The 19,062-nt window shown below is 75.2% G+C and carries 19 protein-coding genes; 15 read left to right on the top strand and 4 right to left on the bottom strand.

Features of this window, described 5'->3' with window-relative positions; genetic code table 11:
- The first annotated feature begins 102 nt into the window (after positions 1-102).
- From ABD345_RS09080 to ABD345_RS09040, 9 genes are all read left to right on the top strand, one after another.
- Complete coding sequence (locus ABD345_RS09080; RefSeq protein ID WP_344551423.1) at positions 103-906, top strand: iron-sulfur cluster-binding protein; 804 nt, start codon at positions 103-105, stop codon at positions 904-906.
- A 136-nt stretch (positions 907-1,042) separates the two neighbouring features.
- Entirely contained in the window at positions 1,043-2,023 is a 981-nt protein-coding gene (locus tag ABD345_RS09075; protein WP_344551422.1) for a dihydroorotate dehydrogenase, read from the top strand.
- Positions 2,024-2,863 carry an orotidine-5'-phosphate decarboxylase gene (pyrF, locus tag ABD345_RS09070; protein ID WP_344551421.1) on the top strand — a complete coding sequence of 280 codons (840 nt, stop codon included), beginning with the start codon at positions 2,024-2,026 and terminating at the stop codon, positions 2,861-2,863.
- 230 nt (positions 2,864-3,093) lie between these two features.
- Complete coding sequence (mihF, locus tag ABD345_RS09065; protein ID WP_030459182.1) at positions 3,094-3,420, top strand: integration host factor, actinobacterial type; 327 nt, start codon at positions 3,094-3,096, stop codon at positions 3,418-3,420.
- A gap of 48 nt (positions 3,421-3,468) precedes the next feature.
- Complete coding sequence (gene gmk, locus ABD345_RS09060; RefSeq protein ID WP_014134532.1) at positions 3,469-4,026, top strand: guanylate kinase; 558 nt, start codon at positions 3,469-3,471, stop codon at positions 4,024-4,026.
- 52 nt (positions 4,027-4,078) lie between these two features.
- Positions 4,079-4,345 carry a DNA-directed RNA polymerase subunit omega gene (rpoZ, locus tag ABD345_RS09055; protein ID WP_030459184.1) on the top strand — a complete coding sequence of 89 codons (267 nt, stop codon included), beginning with the start codon at positions 4,079-4,081 and terminating at the stop codon, positions 4,343-4,345.
- Between the two features lie 169 nt (positions 4,346-4,514).
- Entirely contained in the window at positions 4,515-5,741 is a 1,227-nt protein-coding gene (coaBC, locus tag ABD345_RS09050) for a bifunctional phosphopantothenoylcysteine decarboxylase/phosphopantothenate--cysteine ligase CoaBC (protein ID WP_344551420.1), read from the top strand.
- A gap of 246 nt (positions 5,742-5,987) precedes the next feature.
- Positions 5,988-7,199, top strand: coding sequence for a methionine adenosyltransferase (metK, locus tag ABD345_RS09045; protein WP_344551419.1), 1,212 nt, complete (start codon positions 5,988-5,990; stop codon positions 7,197-7,199).
- Positions 7,200-7,291: 92 nt separating this feature from the next.
- On the top strand, positions 7,292-9,403 hold the full coding sequence (locus tag ABD345_RS09040; protein ID WP_344551418.1) for a primosomal protein N': 2,112 nt from the start codon (positions 7,292-7,294) through the stop codon (positions 9,401-9,403).
- 303 nt (positions 9,404-9,706) lie between these two features.
- On the opposite strand, the gene ABD345_RS09035 is transcribed toward ABD345_RS09040, so the two are convergent.
- The gene (locus tag ABD345_RS09035; RefSeq protein WP_344551417.1) at positions 9,707-10,210 is read right to left on the bottom strand and encodes a hypothetical protein; all 504 of its coding nucleotides are present in this window, start codon (positions 10,208-10,210) and stop codon (positions 9,707-9,709) included.
- A gap of 216 nt (positions 10,211-10,426) precedes the next feature.
- On the opposite strand from ABD345_RS09035, the gene def reads away from it, so the two are divergent.
- From def to ABD345_RS09015, 4 genes are all read left to right on the top strand, one after another.
- Positions 10,427-10,972: a peptide deformylase gene (gene def / locus ABD345_RS09030; protein ID WP_344551416.1), complete on the top strand. Its 546-nt coding sequence runs from the start codon at positions 10,427-10,429 to the stop codon at positions 10,970-10,972.
- A 143-nt stretch (positions 10,973-11,115) separates the two neighbouring features.
- Positions 11,116-12,048, top strand: coding sequence for a methionyl-tRNA formyltransferase (gene fmt / locus ABD345_RS09025; protein ID WP_344551415.1), 933 nt, complete (start codon positions 11,116-11,118; stop codon positions 12,046-12,048).
- Between the two features lie 146 nt (positions 12,049-12,194).
- On the top strand, positions 12,195-13,628 hold the full coding sequence (locus ABD345_RS09020; protein ID WP_344551414.1) for an RsmB/NOP family class I SAM-dependent RNA methyltransferase: 1,434 nt from the start codon (positions 12,195-12,197) through the stop codon (positions 13,626-13,628).
- Between the two features lie 245 nt (positions 13,629-13,873).
- Positions 13,874-14,845: an aldo/keto reductase gene (locus ABD345_RS09015; RefSeq protein WP_344551413.1), complete on the top strand. Its 972-nt coding sequence runs from the start codon at positions 13,874-13,876 to the stop codon at positions 14,843-14,845.
- Positions 14,846-14,993: 148 nt separating this feature from the next.
- Here the strand turns inward: ABD345_RS09015 and ABD345_RS09010 are convergent, their stop codons facing one another.
- Positions 14,994-15,716 (bottom strand): leucine-rich repeat domain-containing protein, encoded by a 723-nt coding sequence (locus tag ABD345_RS09010; RefSeq protein WP_344551412.1) that lies wholly within the window; start codon positions 15,714-15,716, stop codon positions 14,994-14,996.
- 149 nt (positions 15,717-15,865) lie between these two features.
- Positions 15,866-16,387: a hypothetical protein gene (locus ABD345_RS09005; protein WP_344551411.1), complete on the bottom strand. Its 522-nt coding sequence runs from the start codon at positions 16,385-16,387 to the stop codon at positions 15,866-15,868.
- A gap of 98 nt (positions 16,388-16,485) precedes the next feature.
- Here ABD345_RS09005 and ABD345_RS09000 point away from each other — a divergent pair, with 98 nt between their 5' ends.
- Positions 16,486-17,136 (top strand): C39 family peptidase, encoded by a 651-nt coding sequence (locus ABD345_RS09000; protein WP_344551410.1) that lies wholly within the window; start codon positions 16,486-16,488, stop codon positions 17,134-17,136.
- Positions 17,137-17,232: 96 nt separating this feature from the next.
- Here ABD345_RS09000 and ABD345_RS08995 read toward each other — a convergent pair whose 3' ends face one another.
- Positions 17,233-18,087, bottom strand: coding sequence for an SCO6745 family protein (locus ABD345_RS08995; protein ID WP_344551409.1), 855 nt, complete (start codon positions 18,085-18,087; stop codon positions 17,233-17,235).
- A 262-nt stretch (positions 18,088-18,349) separates the two neighbouring features.
- Between ABD345_RS08995 and rpe the strand changes: the two genes are divergently transcribed.
- Positions 18,350-19,033, top strand: a complete 684-nt coding sequence (gene rpe / locus ABD345_RS08990) for a ribulose-phosphate 3-epimerase (RefSeq protein WP_344551408.1) — start codon at positions 18,350-18,352, stop codon at positions 19,031-19,033.
- Positions 19,034-19,062 lie beyond the last annotated feature (29 nt).

Here is a 19,062-nt window from a genome sequence, read left to right as displayed (position 1 = left end):
GCGGGCCCCTGAGCGCAGGAGCCTCGGGGGAGCGGCGGCGGGCGGAGGGCCGGACGAGGACGACCGCTGCGGCGGCAGGCGTGGAGGAAGGGAGCGGCGGGGATGGCCAATCCGGTGGTGGTCCGGGCCGAGGTGGTCGGCACCCGGGCCGACGGGCCCGGCCGGCGGGTCACCGTGCGGTGCGCGACGGCCGCGGCCCGGTTCCGGCCCGGGCACTTCGCCGCCCTCGCCGCCCCCGGGGGCAGCGTCGAGGTGCTGCGCCGCGCGGTGCCCGTGCTGCGCGCCGACGGGGACGCGCTCGACCTGCTGCTGCCCGCCGACCCGCCGCCCGTCCTCGACCTGATCGTCCCGCTCGGCACCCCCTACCCGCAGCCCGACGCCCCCGCCTGCGCCCTGCTGCTCGGCGAGGACACCCAGGCCGGGCCGCTGCCGGCCCTCGCCGAACAGCTCCTCGCCGCCGGGAGCCAGGTCGCCTTCGTGCTCGCCGCGGCCACCGCCGGGCGCCTGTACGGCGTCGACGCGGCCCGCGCGCTCACCGCCGACGTGCTGCTGCTCACCGCCGACGGCAGCGCCGGGCTCCCGCTCGGCGACGACCCCGCCGCCCTGGTCGGCCAGGCCCTCGCCGCCCTCGACGCCGACCTGCTGTACACCGCCGCCACCCCGGCGCTCAGCGCCGCCGCAGTGGCCGCCGCGACCGCGCGCGGGGTGCGCAGCTGGACGGCGGTGGGCGCCGACCTGCCCTGCGGCACCGGCCTGTGCCTGGGCTGCGTGCTGCCGGTGCGCGACGCCGACGGCGTCAGCCGGCTGGTGCGCGCCTGCACCGAGGGACCGGTGTTCGACGGCGCCCGGGTCCGCTGGAGCGGACTGGGCACCGTACCGGCGGACGTGGAAGGGGCGGGGCAGTGAGCGCGCCGCAGGAGGACGGGGACCGGGCCGGACGGACCCGGGGCGCCGGGCGCCGGGCGGTTCCCGCAGCCGGGCGCGGGCCGGGGGAGCGGCGCCCGGACGGCGGGACCGGGGCGGCCGGGGCGGGGGAGGTCGCGTGACGGGGCGTCAGGAGGTGGACCTCACCGCGCCGTTGGGGAGCGGGACGGTGCCCAATCCGCTGTCCACGGCCGCCGGGTGCGCCGGGTTCGGGCGGGAGCTGGCGCGGTTCGTGCCGCTGGACCAGCTGGGGACGCTGACCACCCGCACCGTGCTGCCGCGGGCCGGGGCCGGGCTGCCGGGGCCGCGGATCGTCGCGGTGCCGGGCGGGCTGCTGAACGCCGTGGGCGGCCAGCAGCCGGGCATCGACGGGTTCCTGCGGCGCGAGCTGCCCTGGCTGGCCGAGCGCGGGGTGCGCACCGTGGTGTCGATCGGCGGGCACCGGCTGGAGGACTTCACCGGGCTGGCGGCCCGGCTGGCGGGCCGGGACGGGGTGCGCGGCCTGGAGCTGAACCTGTCCGCGCCCGGCGCCGCCGACCGGGGCCTGCTGTTCGCCGCCAACCCGGCGGTCAGCCACGACGTGGTCGCCGCCGTGAAGGCGGTCGCGCCCGAGCTGCCCGTGTACGCCAAGCTCGCCCCCGACACCGGCACCATCACCGAGGTCGCCGCCGCCTGCGCGGCGGCCGGCGCCGACGGCCTGTCCATGGTCAACACCGCCCGGGGCATGGCCATCGACCTGGACGCCCGCCGTCCGGCGCTGGGCGCCCCCGGCGGCTACGGCGGCCTGTCCGGGCCCGCGCTGCGCCCGATCGCGGTGCACTGCGTCTTCCAGGTGCACGCCGCGATGCGGGCCGGGCGGATGCCCGCGGTGCCGATCCTCGCCATGGGCGGGGTGCGCACCGGCCGGGACGCCCTCGAATTCACCCTGGCCGGCGCGTCCGGCGTCGCGGTCGGCTCCGAGCTGCTGCGCGACCCGACGGCGCCGCTGCGGATCCTGGACGAACTGCGCGCGGAACTCGCCGCCCGCGGCTTCGCCGCCCACACCGACGCGGTGGGGCTCGCCCACCGCACCACCACGACGGAAGACGGAAGACAGTAGATGACTGACAGCACGCCCTTCGGCACCCGCCTGCGGACCGCCCTCGACACCCGGGGCCAGCTCTGCGTCGGCATCGACCCGCACGCCGCGCTGCTCACCGCCTGGGGCCTGAACGACGACCTGGCGGGCCTGGAGACCTTCTCGCGCACCGTGGTCGAGGCGCTGGCGGACCGGGTCGCGGTGCTCAAGCCGCAGTCCGCGTTCTTCGAGCGGTTCGGCAGCCGCGGCGTGGCCGTGCTGGAGCGCTCGGTGGCCGAGGCGCGGGAGGCCGGGGCGCTGGTGCTGATGGACGCCAAGCGCGGCGACATCGGCTCGACCATGGCGGCCTACGCGGAGGCGTTCCTGTCGCCGGACAGCCCGCTGTTCTCCGACGCGCTGACCGTCAGCCCGTACCTCGGCTTCGGCTCGCTGCAGCCGGCCGTCGACCTGGCGCACGCGAACGGCTGCGGGCTGTTCGCGCTGGCGCTGACCTCGAACCCGGAGGGGCACGAGGTGCAGCGGGCCGTCGGCGCGGACGGGCGGAGCGTGGCGCAGGCCGTGCTGGGGCGGCTGGCGGCGGAGAACTCCGGCGCCGAACCGCTGGGCTCGTTCGGCGCGGTGGTCGGCGCGACGCTCGCCGACGCGGGGGTGGACCTGGCGATCAACGGCCCGCTGCTGGCCCCCGGGGTGGGCGCGCAGGGCGCCACCGCGGCCGACCTGCCGCGGGTCTTCGGCGACCAAGTCCGCAACGTGGTGCCCTCGGTGAGCCGTGACGTGCTGAAGCACGGGCCCTCGGTGCAGGCCCTCCGGCAGGCCGCGCAGGTGTTCGTCGACGATGTGAGGGCCGTCACAAACCGATGAGTATCGGGGCGCCAACTCGGTTGATTTGACCGGAAAACTCCCAGGTCGGCCCCTGCTGACCTGGACTTTTCGTGTTCTTTTCCTGACGCGGCGGCCCAAGTTGGGTAGTGTCCGGCGGTAGGACGCCAGTTGGCGGTGGTCACGGCCACCTCCGCAGGTCAGAGACCTGTGGTGTCCCGGCACCACCAAGTCATGGCTCATCCCTTCCATCCACACCTGAGGTGAACGGCGTGGCTCTTCCGCCCCTTACTCCCGAACAGCGCACCGCCGCGCTCGCCAAGGCCGCCGAGGCTCGCCGGAAGCGTGCCGACGTCAAGAACCGGCTGAAGCACTCGGGCGCCTCGCTGCACGACGTCATCAAGGCCGGCAAGTCCGACGACGAGGTCATCGGCAAGATGAAGGTCTCCGCCCTGCTGGAGTCCCTGCCGGGTGTCGGCAAGGTGCGCGCCAAGCAGATCATGGAGCGCCTCGGCATCTCCGAGAGCCGTCGCGTGCGCGGCCTCGGCACGAACCAGATCGCCTCCCTGGAGCGGGAGTTCGGCGGCGCCGCCTCTTGATCGGAGGCCGGTGTCGGCGGAACGTCCGCGATCCGGGATAATCGGTACATGAGTGAGCGTCCGCGGCTGACCGTGCTCTCCGGCCCCTCCGGGGTCGGCAAGAGCACGGTCGTCGCTCATATGAGGAAGCAGTTCCCCGAGGTCTGGCTGTCGGTGTCGGCGACGACCCGGCACCCGCGCCCGGGTGAGCGCGACGGCGTGCAGTACCACTTCGTCGACCACGAGCAGTTCGACAAGCTGGTGGCCAACGGCGAGCTGCTGGAGTGGGCGGTCTTCGCCGGGAACCGGTACGGGACGCCGCGGCAGGCGGTGCTCGACAAGCTGGACAAGGGCGAGCCGGTGCTGCTGGAGATCGACCTCCAGGGGGCCCGGCAGGTCAAGGAGTCCATGCCCGAGGCGCAGCTGGTCTTCCTGGCCCCGCCGAGCTGGGAGGAGCTGGTGCGCCGGCTCACCGGCCGGGGCACCGAGTCGCAGGACGTGATCGACGAGCGGCTCGCCGCGGCGAAGGTCGAGCTGGCGGCGGAGGCGGAGTTCGACACGACGCTCGTCAACACCTCCGTCGAGCAGGTAGCGGCCGAACTGCTAGCCTTGCTCGGTGTAGCCTGACCGGATCGGTTGCACCCAGCCGATACCTGTAAACCACTTCGGAAGGTTCAGCGTGTCCTCTTCGATGACCGCGCCCGAGGGCATCATCAACCCGCCGATCGACGAGCTGCTCGAGGCCACCGACTCCAAGTACAGCCTGGTGATCTACGCGGCCAAGCGCGCCCGCCAGATCAACGCGTACTACTCGCAGCTGGGCGAGGGCCTGCTGGAGTACGTCGGCCCGCTGGTCGACACCCACGTGCACGAGAAGCCGCTGTCGATCGCGCTGCGCGAGATCAACGCCGGCCTGCTCACCGCCGAGGCGGTCGAGGGCGCCTGAGCCCCGGTACCACCCGCAGGGCCCGTTCCGATGCCGTTCCCGGCACCGGGGCGGGCCCTGCGGCCGTGTGCCCGGCGACACGTCGCAGCCGTCCGGCGGGGGGTCGTAAGGTGGGCCCGAGTCCGTCGCAGCCCGTCACGGCCCGTCGCAACAAGGAGAGCCGACCGTCATGAACGCGTCCCGTGTGGTCCTCGGGGTGAGCGGCGGGATCGCCGCCTACAAGGCCTGCGAACTGCTGCGGAGGTTCAGCGAGTCCGGGCACGAGGTGACGGTGGTGCCGACCGCGGCGGCGCTGCACTTCGTCGGCGAGGCGACCTGGGCGGCGCTGTCCGGGCGGCCGGCGGCGACCGAGACCTGGGAGCGGGTGCACGAGGTCCCGCACGTGCGGATCGGGCAGCAGGCGGACCTGGTGGTGGTCGCCCCGGCCACCGCGGACCTGCTGGCGAAGGCCGCCCACGGCCTGGCCGACGACCTGCTGACCAACACCCTGCTGACCGCGCGCTGCCCGGTGGTGTTCGCGCCCGCCATGCACACCGAGATGTGGGAGCACCCCGCCACCCAGGAGAACGTCGCCACGCTGCGGCGGCGCGGCGCGATCGTGATCGAGCCCGCGGTGGGCCGGCTCACCGGCGTCGACACCGGCAAGGGCCGGCTGCCCGACCCGGCCGAGATCTTCGCGGCCTGCCGCCGGGTGCTGGTGCGCGGCGGCCTGGAGCGGGACCTGACGGGCCGTCACGTGGTGGTCTCGGCGGGCGGCACCCGCGAGCCGCTCGACCCGGTGCGCTTCCTCGGCAACCGCTCCTCCGGCAAGCAGGGGTACGCGCTGGCCGCCACCGCGCTGGCCCGCGGCGCCCGGGTCACCCTGGTCGCGGCGAACACCGCGCTGCCCGACCCGGCCGGGGCGGACGTGGTCCGGGTCGGCACCGCGATGCAGCTGCGCGAGGCGGTGCTGCGGGCCGCCGAGGACGCCGACGCGGTGGTGATGGCCGCCGCCGTCGCCGACTTCCGCCCCGCCGAGTACGCCACCGGCAAGATCAAGAAGGTGGACGGGGTCGAGCCCGCGCCGATCGCGCTGGTCCGCAACCCCGACGTGCTGGCCGAGGTGTCGGCCGACCGGGCCCGCGGGGGACAGGTGGTGGTCGGCTTCGCCGCCGAGACCGACGACGTCCTCGCGCACGGCCGGGCCAAGCTCGCCCGCAAGGGCTGCGACCTGCTGGTGGTCAACGAGGTCGGCGACGGCAAGGCGTTCGGCCAGGACACCAACAGCGCCGTGCTGATCGGAGCCGACGGTTCCGAGGTCCACATCGCGGACAGTCCGAAGGAGATCCTGGCCGACGCGATCTGGGACCAGGTCGCCGCCCGGCTGCCCCGCGCGGAGCCGGAAACGGAGCGTTAACCCGGGCAACACCCCTGGTCGCCCCGGTAGTTGGCTCCCGCCGGCCGGTCGGTCCGACGGCGACCCGGGCTGACCGGCGAAGATCCGCACGGTGTGATTCGCGTCCCGGACACGACAGACCTTCGTACGGAGCACCCACGATCGGTAGCCGACCGTTACACTCCACTCCAGGAATCAAGTCTTTCCGGATGCCTCGGGACTTCCGAGCGCATTCAGTCAGCAGCCGCTGCAACCCCAGGGAGCGCTGTGTCTCGCCGCCTGTTCACCTCGGAGTCCGTCACCGAGGGACACCCCGACAAGATCGCTGACCAGATCAGCGACACCATCCTGGACGCCCTCCTCAAGGACGACCCGACCTCCCGCGTCGCCGTGGAGACCCTGATCACCACCGGCCTGGTGCACATCGCCGGCGAGGTCACCACCAAGGCGTACGCGCCGATCGCGCAGCTGGTCCGGGAGAAGATCCTGGAGATCGGCTACGACTCGTCCAAGAAGGGCTTCGACGGCGCCTCCTGCGGCGTGTCGGTGTCGATCGGCTCGCAGTCCCCGGACATCGCGCAGGGCGTGGACACCGCCCACGAGCACCGGGTCGAGGGCGACGTCGAGGACGAGCTGGACCGCCAGGGCGCCGGCGACCAGGGCCTGATGTTCGGCTACGCCTGCGACGACACCCCCGAGCTGATGCCGCTGCCGATCACCCTCGCGCACCGGCTCTCCCGCCGCCTGACCGAGGTCCGCAAGAACGGGACCATCCCGTACCTGCGCCCCGACGGCAAGACCCAGGTCACCATCGAGTACGACGGCGACCGCGCCGTGCGCCTGGACACCGTGGTGGTCTCCTCGCAGCACGCCAGCGACATCGACCTGGACTCGCTGCTCACCCCCGACATCCGCGAGTTCGTGGTCGAGCCCGAGCTCAAGGCGCTCGCCGACGAGGGCATCAAGCTGGTCACCGAGGGCTACCGGCTGCTGGTCAACCCGACCGGCCGGTTCGAGATCGGCGGCCCGATGGGCGACGCCGGCCTGACCGGACGCAAGATCATCATCGACACCTACGGCGGCATGGCCCGCCACGGCGGCGGCGCCTTCTCCGGCAAGGACCCGTCCAAGGTCGACCGCTCCGCCGCCTACGCGATGCGCTGGGTCGCCAAGAACATCGTCGCCGCGGGCCTGGCCAGCCGCGCCGAGGTCCAGGTCGCCTACGCGATCGGCAAGGCCGAGCCGGTCGGCCTGTTCGTCGAGACCTTCGGCACCGAGACCGTCCCGGTCACGAAGATCCAGGACGCCGTCACCCGGGTCTTCGACCTCCGCCCGGCCGCCATCATCCGCGACCTCGACCTGCTGCGCCCGATCTACCAGCAGACCGCCGCGTACGGCCACTTCGGCCGCGAGCTGCCGGACTTCACCTGGGAGCGCACCGACCGCGCCGACGCGCTGAAGGCCGCCGTCGCGAGCTGAGCCCGCTGCCGCGCTCGGAGCCGCCGGCCGGGGAGTCCCTCCCCGGCCGGCGGCTCCGTCGCGTTGTCGGCGGGGTCCGCTAGGTTGGGGGCGTGAGCAGCGCGGACGGCACCGGGGAGCAGTTGGCGTTCATCCGGGAGACGGTGCGCCGGGCGAAGCCGAGGGCCGCGCGCGGGGTGGTCCTCGCCGAACGGAAGCCGGTCGCCCGGGTGCTGGTCGACAAGGGCGTGCTGAGCCTCGACCAGTACTTCGACTACGCGGTGCCCGAGGCGATGTCCGAGGAGGCCCAGCCCGGCGTCCGGGTCCGGGTCCGCTTCGGCGGCCGGGTCGGCGCGCACGGGCGGCGCGAGGGCGGCTCGCTGCACGACGGGTTCGTGGTCGAGCGGCGGGACGACTCCGACTACGCGGGCCCGCTGGCCCCGCTCGCCCGCGTCCTGTCGCCCGAGCGGGTGCTCACCCCGCCGCTGCTGCGGCTGTGCCGGGCCGTCGCCGACCGCTACGCCGGCACCCTCGCCGACGTGCTGCAACTGGCCGTCCCGCCGCGGCACGCCGGGGCGGAGGGCGAACCCTCGCCGCGCCCGCTGCCCCCGCCGGGGGTTCCGGCGCCCGGCAGCTGGGAGCGCTACCTGCACGGCCCGGAGTTCCTGGCCTCGCTGGCGGGCGGCCACGCGCCGCGCGCGGTGTGGACGGCGCTGCCCGGCCCCGACTGGCCCGCCGAGATCGCCCGCGCCGTCGCCGCGACCCTCGCCGCCGGGCGCGGCGCGCTGGTGGTGCTGCCGGACGGGCGCGCGGTCGCCCGCGCGGACGCGGCGCTGCGGGCCCTGCTCGGCGAGGGGCGGCACGCGGTGCTGGCCGCCGAGGCCGGCCCGCAGGAGCGCTACCGGCGCTGGCTGTCCGTCAGCCGCGGCTCGGTGCACGCCGCGATCGGCACCCGGGCGGCGGTGTTCGCACCCGTGCGCGACCTCGGACTGGTGGTGGTCTGGTCGGACGGCGACAGCAGCCACAGCGACCCGAACGCCCCCTACCCGCACGTGCGCGAGGTCGCGCTGCTGCGGGCCGCCGAGGAGGGCGCGGCGGTGCTGCTCGGCGGCGTGTCGATGACGGTCGAGGCCGCGCAGCTGCTGCGCTCCGGCTGGGCGCGCCCGCTGGCCGCCGCCCGGGAGACGGTCCGCCGGACCGCGCCCCGGGTGCGCACCGTCACCGAGTACGACCAGGCCCGCGACGGCGCGGCGCAGGCCGCCCGGCTGCCCTCGGTCGCCTGGGAGACCGCCCGGGAGGCGCTGACCCGCGGGCCGGTGCTGGTCCAGGTCCCGCGCCGGGGCTACGCGCCCCGGCTGGCCTGCGCCCGCTGCCGGGAGACGGCCCGCTGCCGGGCCTGCGGCGGCCCGCTGGAGTCCCCGGCGGCGGACGCGGCACTGGTGTGCGCCTGGTGCGGCACGGAGGAGCAGGACTGGCACTGCGTCGAGTGCGGGTCGTTCCGGCTGCGGGCCGCGGTGGTGGGCGTGCGGCGCACGGCGGAGGAGCTCGGCAAGGCGTTCCCGCGGGTGCCGGTGCGCACCTCCGGGCGGGACGCGGTGCTCGCGACCGTGCCGGGCGCGCCCGCGCTGGTGCTGGCCACGCCGGGCGCCGAACCGGTCGCCGACGGCCCCGGCTACGCGGCGGCCCTGCTGCTCGACGGCTGGGCCCTGCTCAACCGGCCCGACCTGCGGGCCGGCGAGGAGGCGGTGCGGCGCTGGCTGACCGCGGCCGCGCTGGTCCGACCGGCCGACGAGGGCGGCACCGTCGTGGTCGTCGCGGAGGCGGCGGCGCGGGCGGTGCAGGCCCTGGTGCGGTGGGACCCGGCCGGGCACGCGGGCGTCGAACTCGACGAACGGGAGGAGCTGCGCTTCCCGCCGGTCTCCCGGATGGCCTCGGTCACGGGGCCCGCGCAGGCGGTCGCGGACCTGCTGGGCCTGCTCCGGCTCCCGGAGGGCGCGGACGTGCTGGGCCCGGTGCCGGTCTTCGGCGGGGGCGGGGGCGGGGGCGGGGGCGGGGGTGGCGCGAAGGGGGCGCGGGAGGAGGGGGTGGAGCGCGCGCTGGTACGGGTCGCGCCGGGGCAGGGGGCCGCGCTGGCGTCCGCGCTGAAGGCGGCGCAGATCGCGCGACTGGCCCTGCGGGGGGCGGAGACGGTGCGGATCCGGGTGGACCCGACGGACATCGGGTAGGCCGAAGCGGGGGCGCGGGGGAGACCCGCTGCGCTTGGCGGGGTGGTGCAGACAGGGGCGCGGGGAACTGCGCGGAGGGGGCACCTCCCAGCCCCCCTTGGGGCTGGGGGAGGGAGGAGCACGTCAGCGGGATCGCGGGATAGTTGCAAGCTCTCGTCCTGCTTCGCGATCCGGCTGTGCGTGCTCGGTTGGCCGCGCAGTTCCCCGCGCCCCCGGTTTCGTCTTGGCGCGGCGGGTTTCCCCGCGCTCCCGGTTTCGCCTTGGCGCGGCGGGTTTCTCCGCGCCCCCGGTCGTGCGGTGGGGTCAGCGGGTGCGCTGGGGCATCAGGGGGCTGGCCTGGCGGGCCTGTGGGATCGGGGGGCGGGCGGCCGGGGCGGCGGGGGCGGTGGGGGCGGGGGCGGGCGGCGGCGGGGGTGCGGGGGTGTCGATCTCGCGCGGGGAGGGGAGCAGTTCGCCGGTGGGGCGGCGCATGCCGTAGCGGCGGTGCACGGCCTGCTTGGTGACGCCCAGCGCGGAGCCGACCGAGTCCCAGGAGAAGCCGAGGGCGCGGTCGAACTCGACGGCGGCGGCGACCAGGGTCTCGACGCTCTCGCGCAGCTCCTGGGCGAGGCGGACGGTCGGGGCGGGCGCGCGGCCGTAGACCACGAATCCGGCGGAGGTGCTGGGGCGGCGGGGACGGTAGACGTTGCCCAGCTGGGCGGTGAGCGTCCGAAGGGCGTCGACCTGGCGTCGGACCCGTTCGATGTCCCGCACCAGCAGGTGCAGGGACGCCCGGGCCCGGGCGTCGTGGTTGATCTGCTCGGCCATGGCCTCGTTGCCACCTCTCGGTCGGGTCGCGTGCTCGGGGCGCTCGCGCGTCCCGGTCAATTCGCATTGACCAACGCACGTCGGGTCGTTGGGTCACGCGCGGAGTGCGACTCGGGATATGCCAGTGGCCGCTCCGAACCGGCGGCGGGGATTGCATAGACTTCCCGGAGGCCGTCGTTTCCGGGCGGTCGTGTCGGTGCAGAGGGAGTCGCAGTCTTGGCAGTTCAGCCGATCCGGATCTTCGGCGACCCGGTGCTGCGGGCGACCGCGAAGCCGGTGACCGTCTTCGACAAGGAACTGCGGAAGCTGGTGAAGGACCTCACCGACACCATGCTGGAGGCGCCCGGCGCGGGGCTGGCGGCGCCGCAACTGGGCGTCTCGCTGCGGGTGTTCACCTACAACGTGGACGGCGTGGTGGGCCACCTGATCAACCCGGACCTGTCGCTCAGCGAGGAGGAGCAGGACGGCCCGGAGGGCTGCCTGTCGCTGCCCGGCCTGCGGTTCGACACCAAGCGGGCGTACGGCGTGGTCGCCCGGGGCGTCAACATGCACGGGGAGCCGGTGGAGGTGGAGGGCACCCAGCTGCTGTCGCGGTGCATCCAGCACGAGACCGACCACCTGGACGGGATCATCTTCATCGACCGGCTGGACCGGGAGACCCGGAAGGCCGCGATGAAGGCGATCCGGGAGAGCGACTGGGGCGGCGGCCCGGCGCCGACGGTGCGGATCTCGCCGCATTCCACGTTCGGGCCGATTCGCTGACCGCGCGCCGGGCCGCGCCGCCCGCGCGCCCGTCTCCCCGCGCGGATCGGGAGAGCCGATGATCGGGTGGGACGCCCGTCCGACGGTCATTCTCCGGCAATCCGATCTTCCGACCTTCCCACTCCACTGAAAGGCCCCCGCCCGTGCGTCTCGTCTTCGCCGGCACCCCCGAGGTCGCCGTTCCCGCCCTGGACGCCCTGCTGGCCTCCCGGCACGAGGTGGTCGCCGTGGTGACCCGCCCCGACGCGCCGGCCGGGCGCGGGCGCAAGCTGGTGGCCAGCCCGGTCGCGCAGCGCGCCGAGGAGGCGGGCATCGAGGTGCTCAAGCCCGTCCGGCCGAGCGAGCCGGAGTTCATGGCCCGGCTCGCCGAGATCGCCCCCGACTGCTGCCCCGTGGTGGCGTACGGCGCGCTGATCCGGCCCGGCGCGCTGGAGATCCCGGTGCACGGCTGGGTCAACCTGCACTTCTCGCTGCTGCCCGCGTGGCGCGGCGCCGCGCCCGTGCAGCACGCGGTGATGGCGGGCGACGAGGTCACCGGCGCGTCCACCTTCCGGATCGAGGAGGGCCTGGACTCCGGGCCGGTGTTCGGCGTCCTCACCGAGACCGTCAAGCCCACCGACACCAGCGGCGACCTGCTCGGCCGGCTCGCCCGCGCGGGCGCCGAACTGCTGGTGCGCACCATGGACGCGATCGAGGACGGGCAGGCCCGCCCCGAGCCGCAGCCGCTCGCCGGGGTCACGCTGGCGCCCAAGCTCACCGTCGAGGACGCCCGGATCGAGTGGACCCACCCCGCGCTGCGGGTCGACCGGGTGGTGCGCGGCTGCGCGCCCGCGCCCGGCGCCTGGACCACCTTCCGCGGCGAGCGGCTCAAGGTCACCGGCCCGGTCCGGCTGCTGCCGGGCGAGAGCGCGCTGGCGCCGGGCGAGCTGGCGGTCGCCAAGAACAGCGTCCGGGTCGGCACCGGCAGCCACGAGGTGGAGCTCGGCGAGGTCCGCCCGCAGGGCAAGAAGGCGATGCCGGCCGCGGACTGGGCGCGCGGCGCCCGGATCGAGTCCGGGGAGCGCTTCGAGGGCTGAGGCGCGGGCGGGGCCTTCGGGCGGCGGGGGCGCGGCGGGCGGGGCCTTCGGGCGGCGGGGGTGCGGCGGGTTCGGCCTAGACTTGGGGCGAGGCCCCTCGGCGGGCCGGACCTGACCCGCAGCACCTTTGGTTTCGAGGCACCGTTTTGAGCACCCCCGCCGGCGCGAAGCGCGCCCCCCGCCCGCACCGCCGTCCCAAGAAGGACCCCGCCCGGATCGTCGCGTTCCGGGCGCTGCGGGCCGTCGACGAGCGCGACGCGTACGCCAACCTGATCCTGCCCTCGCTGCTGCGCGAGGCCGAGCGCAAGGGCATGGAGCGGCGCGACGCCGCGCTCGCCACCGAGCTGGTGTACGGCACGCTGCGCGGCCAGGGCACCTACGACGCGGTCATCGCGGCCTGCGTGGACCGCCCGCTGCGCGAGGTCGACCCGCCGGTGCTGGACGTCCTCTCGCTGGGCGCGCACCAACTGCTCGGCACCCGGATCCCCAGCCACGCCGCGGTGTCCGCGACCGTCGAGCTGGCCCGGGTGGTGCTCGGCGACGGCCGCGCCAAGTTCGTCAACGCCGTGCTGCGCAAGATCAGCGCCCAGGACCTGGCGGGCTGGGTCGCCCAGGTCGCCCCGCCGTACGAGGACGACGCCGAGGACCACCTCGCCGTCGTCCACTCCCACCCGCGCTGGGTGGTCTCCTCGCTGTGGGACGCGCTCGGCCGCTGGCAGCCGGACGCGAGCGGGCGGCAGGCGATGGAGCAGCTGCTGGAGGCCGACAACGCCCGCCCCGAGGTGACCCTGGTGGCCCGCCCCGGCCGCTCCTCGGTCGCCGAGCTGCGCGAGGCGCTGCCCGAGGTCGAGGACGGCCGCTGGTCGCCGTACGCGCTGCGGCTCACCGACGGCGGCGACCCGGCCGGGGTCGACGCGGTGCGGGAGAACCGGGCCGGCGTCCAGGACGAGGGCAGCCAGCTGGTCGCGCTCGCCCTCGCCAACGCCCCGATCGACGGCCCCGACCGGCTCTGGCTGGACGGCTGCGCGGGCCCCGGCGGCAAGGCCGCGCTGCTCGGCGCGGTCGCCGCGGAGCGCGACGCGGCGCTGGTCGCCTCCGAGAAGCAGCCGCACCGCGCCCGGCTGGTCGCCCGCGCGCTGGACGGCAACCCCGGCCGGTACGCCGTCATCACCGCCGACGGGACGCGCGGCGCCTGGCAGCAGGGCGCCTTCGACCGCGTCCTGGTCGACGTGCCCTGCTCGGGCCTGGGCGCGCTGCGCCGCCGCCCCGAGGCGCGCTGGCGGCGCCGCCCCGAGGACATCGCCGGATTCGGGCCGCTGCAGCGGGAGTTGCTGCGCTCCGCGCTGGACGCGGCCCGGGTCGGCGGCGTGGTCGGCTACGCCACCTGCTCGCCGCACCTGGCGGAGACCCGGGCCGTGGTCGACGACGTGCTGCGCGGCCGGGAGGACGTCGAGTGGATCGACGCCCGCCCGTTGCTGCCCGGCGTCCCCGACCTCGGCGAGGGCCCGGACGTCCAGCTCTGGCCGCACCTGCACGGGACGGACGCGATGTACCTGGCGCTGCTGCGGCGAACCGCCTGACCGTACGCGGGAGTCGAGCCGGCGGCTCGCCCGGCCGCCGGTCGCCCTGCCCGGGGAGGTGCTGTTCCACGAGGCGCAGCCGGGGCTCCACGCGCCCTGCCCCGCTTCGGTACCGGCCTGACGGAGGGGCAGTTCCCGTTCGGGGGCGGCGTGTCCCCCGGGGCGGGGGCGGCTTCCGGTGCGTGGCCGTCCGGACGGGCAGCGGGTACTGGACAAGCGGGCCGGGGCGGCAGAGGGTGGTGACCATGGAGTACACCCACCTCGGCCGCACCGGCCTGTCCGTCTCGCCGCTCTGCCTCGGCACCATGAACTTCGGCCCGCACACCGTGGAGGCCGACGCGCACCGGATCATGGACGCCGCGCACGAGCACGGCATCAACTTCTTCGACACCGCCAACGTCTACGGCTGGGGCGAGAACAAGGGCCTCACCGAGACCATCATCGGCAACTGGTTCGCCAAGGGCGGCGGCCGGCGCGAGAAGACCGTGATCGCCACCAAGCTGTACGGCGACATGGGGGACTGGCCCAACGAGGGCAAGCTCTCCGCGCTCAACATCCGCCGCGCCGTGGACGCCAGCCTGCACCGCCTGCAGACCGACCACATCGACCTGTACCAGATGCACCACGTCGACCGGGACACCCCCTGGGACGAGATCTGGCAGGCGATGGAGGTGCTCACCCTCCAGGGCAAGATCATCTACGTCGGATCCTCCAACTTCGCCGGCTGGCACCTCGCGCAGGCCCAGGAGGCCGCCAAGGCCCGCAACTTCCTCGGCCTGACCAGCGAGCAGTCGCTCTACAACCTGATCGAGCGCAGCGTCGAGCTGGAGGTGGCCCCCGCCGCCCAGCACTACGGCCTCGGCCTGATCCCGTGGTCCCCGCTGCACGGCGGCCTGCTCGGCGGCGTGCTGCGCAAGGAGCGCGAGGGCGTCCGCCGCGCCTCCGGCCGCGCCCTGGACACCCTCAACGAGCGCCGCGAGCAGATCCAGGCGTACGAGGACCTGTGCGCGGAGCTCGGCCACGAGCCCGGCGACGTCGCGCTCGCCTGGCTGCGCACCCGGCCGGCCGTCACCGCCCCGATCATCGGCCCCCGCACCGAGGAGCAACTGGCCGCCGCCGTCCGCTCGTTGGACGTCCAGCTGGACGCCAAGACGCTGGAGCGGCTGGACGAGATCTTCCCCGGCTACCGCACCGCGCCCGAGCACTACGCCTGGTGACGGCGGGCCGTCGGCCCGGAGCGGGCGGCTCGGGGCGGATGGCCTGAGGCGGGCGGCCTGAAGCGGGCGGCCTCGCCCGGCTCGTCGCCGGGCGGGGCGCCGCGCCGCCGGGCCCGGGGAGGTCGTGGGTGCGCGGGGAGGCGTCGAGTCAGAAGTACACCGCGCAGCCGCGCCGTTCGAGGGCGTCGACCAGGTGCGGGGCGGGCCGGCCGGCGGCCCAGCGCAGGTCGAGCTTCTCCAGGGACGGGAGTTCGGCCAGCCAGGACGGGATCTCCGCCAACGGGTTTCCGCGCAGGTCGAGTTCGCGCAGCAGGGGCAGTTCGGCCAGGGCGCGGGGCAGGGACGTCAGCCGGTTGTCGCGCAGTTCCAGGCAGCGCAGTTCGCGCAGTCCCGGGAGCGAACCGGGCAGCGCGGTGAGCGAGTTGCCGCGCAGCCGCAGTTCGCGCAGCCGGACCAGGTCGCCGATCCGGTCCGGGAGTGCGGTCAACCGGCAGTCCTGCGCGCGCAGTTCGAGTAGACCGGTCAACGCGCAGACGGTGTCCGGGAGTTCGGTGAGGGGGTTCTCGCCGACGTTGAGGTAGCGCAGCCGGTGCAGGCGGCCCAGGGCGGCGGGCAGCGCGGTCAGCCGGTTGTCGTGCAGGTAGAGGAAGTCGGACAGTCCGGTCAGGTCGCCGATCCGCCCGGGGACGGCGGTGAGCGCGTTGTGCCCCAGGTCGAGCATCCGGAGGGCGGTGAACTCGCCGATGGTGTCCGGGAGTTCGGTCAACCGGTTGTCCGCGAGGATCAGCACCTCGGCGTCCGTGCGCTCCCACACCTCGTCCGGCACGGTGTCCAGCCCCGCCCGCCACAGGTTCACCGTCGTGTCCGTCACCGCGCCTCCTCCGGCCGGTGCGCGGCGTCCGGGGCGTCGACGGGTTCGGGGCGGGTGGCGGTCAAGGCTGCTCCGTTCACGGGCGGGGCGCGGGTGAGGGTATGGACGATACTGCGGAACGCCGGGCGGTGCCGGGTTCGTGGGGGCGTTCAGGGGGTGGGGCGCTGGAGGACGTTCATGTTGCCCGCGTCGGGGTCGCCGAAGGAGAAGAACAGTACGAGCCGCTGCTGCTCGTCGTGGTCCAGTTCGAAGCGCCAGCGGTAGGGAGCGCCGGTCGGCCCGGGGCGGGCGGGGGAGGGGAGGGTGACGCGGGGGGACGCGGTGGGGGCGGGGCGGGTGTCGGTGGAGGTCCGGGCGGTGAGGTCGAGCACGAGCTGCTGGCCCGACTTCCGGTCGTCGAGTTCCCAACTGCCGGTGCCGGAGAGGCGCCAGCCCTCGTCGAAGTCGTAGTCCTTGCCGTCGAGGTGCTCGATCCGGGCGGTGCCGTCCTCCTGGGGGGCCAGCCGGGTGCCGTCCGCGCCCACCCAGTCGCCGGCCGCCTCGGCGGTGGTCACGCCGTGCGTCCCGGTGCCTTCGGCGTACTGGTGGGGCCCGGCGCAGGCGCCCAGCAGCGACGGCAGTGACAGCAGCAGCGGGGCGAGGAGCAGGGCTCGGGCGGGGCGGGTGCGCATGGTTCGGGTCCCTCCGATCTCGGTGCGGGCCCACCCTCGCAGAGAAACTGAACACGTTCAAGTTGGTGGTGTCGCGGACGGTGCTCCAGGGGATCCGGATGAAAGTACGTGAGGATGACCGGGTGAAGCCGATCAGCCACCAGGTGCCCTACTACTCCCAGTGGGAGTCGCCCGAACTCGTGCCCGACATCCTGGACGGCACGCTGCGGGCCGCCGACGACCCGCTGTGGGAGCGCTCCGGCGCCGCCGACGAGGACGAGTACGAGTACTGGTCGTGGCGGCTGTGCGGGATGGCCTGCCTGCGGATGGCGCTCGACCACTGGTGGGGCGTCGCCCCCGCCGCCGTCCGGCTCGCCGAGGAGTGCCAGCGGGCCGGCGCGTACGTCCGGCACCCCGACGGGCGGCTCGACGGCCTGATCCACGCCCCGTTCGCCGCGTACGCCCGCACCCGCTGGGGCCTGCACGCCGAAGCCGTCGCCCGGTTGCCCGCCGAACGGGTCGCCGCCGAACTCGCCGAGGGCCGGCTCCCGATGCTCTCCGTGCACCCCGGCATCCGCACCCTCGCCCCCGAAGTCCCGCGCACCGGCGGTCACTTGGTGCTCGCCGTCGGCGCCGACGACGAGGCGCTGCGGATCCACAACCCGTCCGGCTTCCCCGACGGCTCCCAGCGCGCGGCCCGCGTGCCCTGGAGCGACCTCGACCGCTTCTACGCCGGGCGCGGCATCGTCCTCGGCCCGCCGCCGTACTGAGGGACGGGGACGGGACGGGGCGAGGGGACGGGCTGAGGGGCGGGGGGAGGGGCGCGGGGCGAAGGAGCGAGGGGCGTCCGCGTCGGGCCGTCGGGGTCAGGCCGCGTTGGGGAGGCCCATGGGGGTGCTCGGGGCGAGGTCGGCGCGGCAGGCGGCCGAGATCGGGTGCAGGGCGTCGAGGAGCTCGTCCAGCTCGGAGCGGTGGAAGTGGGTCCAGACCCGGGAGGCGGCGAGGTCGGTGGCGGCCTCCAGTGCGAGGTGGCGGCGGCGGCCCGCGAGGGTCATCGAGCCGTTCGGGGCCAGCCACTGGCGTTCGATCAGGCGGGCGGTGGCCTCGTCCCACTCGGTGTCGCTCCAGCCGCGGTGCGGCTGCAGGTTCTCGCGCCGGGTGTCGAGGGCGCAGCGGAGCACCAGGGCCTCGCAGCCGTCGAGGCCCTCGGCGACCAGGGCGGCGACGTGGCCGTCGCCCCGGTGCTCGCGCAGTACGGTGGTGGCCTGCCACAGGCGGGCCAGGCGGTCGTCCGGGCGGGGGAGTTCGGCGTTCGCGGCGGCCAGCACGCGCCCACAACAGTCCAGTCCGTCGACGGCGCGTTCCAGCAACTCCACCGAACGGTCGATCAAGTCCGGCTTCACGTCGACCAGGAGGCGTTGCAGCGCCCCCGTCGCACCCTCGACCCGGGCCTCCAGCGCCCGCTCCGGGCTCGCCAGCTCCCAGAGCCCCGGCAGCGCCCGTTCCACCATCTGCGGCGCGAAGTTGAAGAACGCGGCCACCACCGGCGCCGCGTCCACCGCGCCCAGCGGGGCCGAACGCCCGCCGAAGTACCCGCGCCAGTACCCGCGCAGCCCCGCCGCCTCGTACGCGGCGCGGGCCTCCGGGGAGAAGTAGGTGAGTGCGTGGACGGGTTCGAAGAGCCACCAGAGGGCACGGGCGGGGTGGACGACCTGGGTCATCGGAACGCCTTTCGTGAGGGGCGAGCAGCGCGGTTCCGCTTGCTCTGGGAGCCTGCCAGAGCCGGACGGTGCCGGAAAGGGAAAGTGTTTCGGGCGTGTGAACACTTCGGCGGAGCGGGCTCCGGGTGCTTGCTCGGGGCATGCCAGGTGTGCTGTGCGGGGGACGGCGGGGAGGGGCGGGGAGGGCCGGCCGCCCGCGGGGGATGATGGTCGCGAGCGGTCGCACCGGCCGCCCGCACCGAATCGTGAAGGTACCCTCGCCATGGCGCAGATCAACCCCAGCATCCTGTCCGCGGACTTCGCCCGCCTCGCCGACGAGGCCGAGGCGGTGCGCGGATCGGACTGGCTGCACGTCGACGTGATGGACAACCACTTCGTCCCCAACCTCACGCTGGGCGTGCCGATCGTCGAGTCGCTGGCCCGCGCCACCGACACCCCCCTCGACTGCCACCTGATGATCGAGCAGCCCGACCGCTGGGCCCCGCAGTACGTCGAGGCCGGCGCCGGATCCGTCACCTTCCACGTCGAGGCCGCCGCCGCGCCCGTCCGCCTCGCCCGGGAGATCCGCGCCAAGGGCGCCCGCGCCGCGATGGCGCTGCGCCCCGCCACCCCGATCGAGCCCTACGAGGACCTGCTGCCCGAACTCGACATGGTGCTGATCATGACGGTCGAACCCGGCTTCGGCGGCCAGGCGTTCCTCGACATCATGCTCCCCAAGATCCGCCGCACCCGGCAGCTGATCGACAAGCACGGCCTCGACCTGTGGCTCCAGGTCGACGGCGGCGTCGCCCCCGCCACCATCGAAGCCTGCGCCGAGGCCGGCGCGGACGTGTTCGTGGCCGGCTCGGCGGTGTACGGCGCCGCCGACCCGGCGGAGGCCGTCCGGGCGCTGCGCGCGCAGGCGGAGGCGGCCAGCGCCGAGGCGTGGTGGGCCTGCAAGCACTGAGGCCGGGACGGGGACGCGGTCGGGCTGGG

It is taken from the genome of Kitasatospora saccharophila (assembly GCF_039529925.1).
GTDB classification, from domain to species: Bacteria; Actinomycetota; Actinomycetes; order Streptomycetales; family Streptomycetaceae; genus Kitasatospora; species Kitasatospora saccharophila.
The sequence above is the reverse complement of the archived record's forward strand: the minus strand, read 5'-3'. Positions and strand labels throughout refer to the sequence as shown.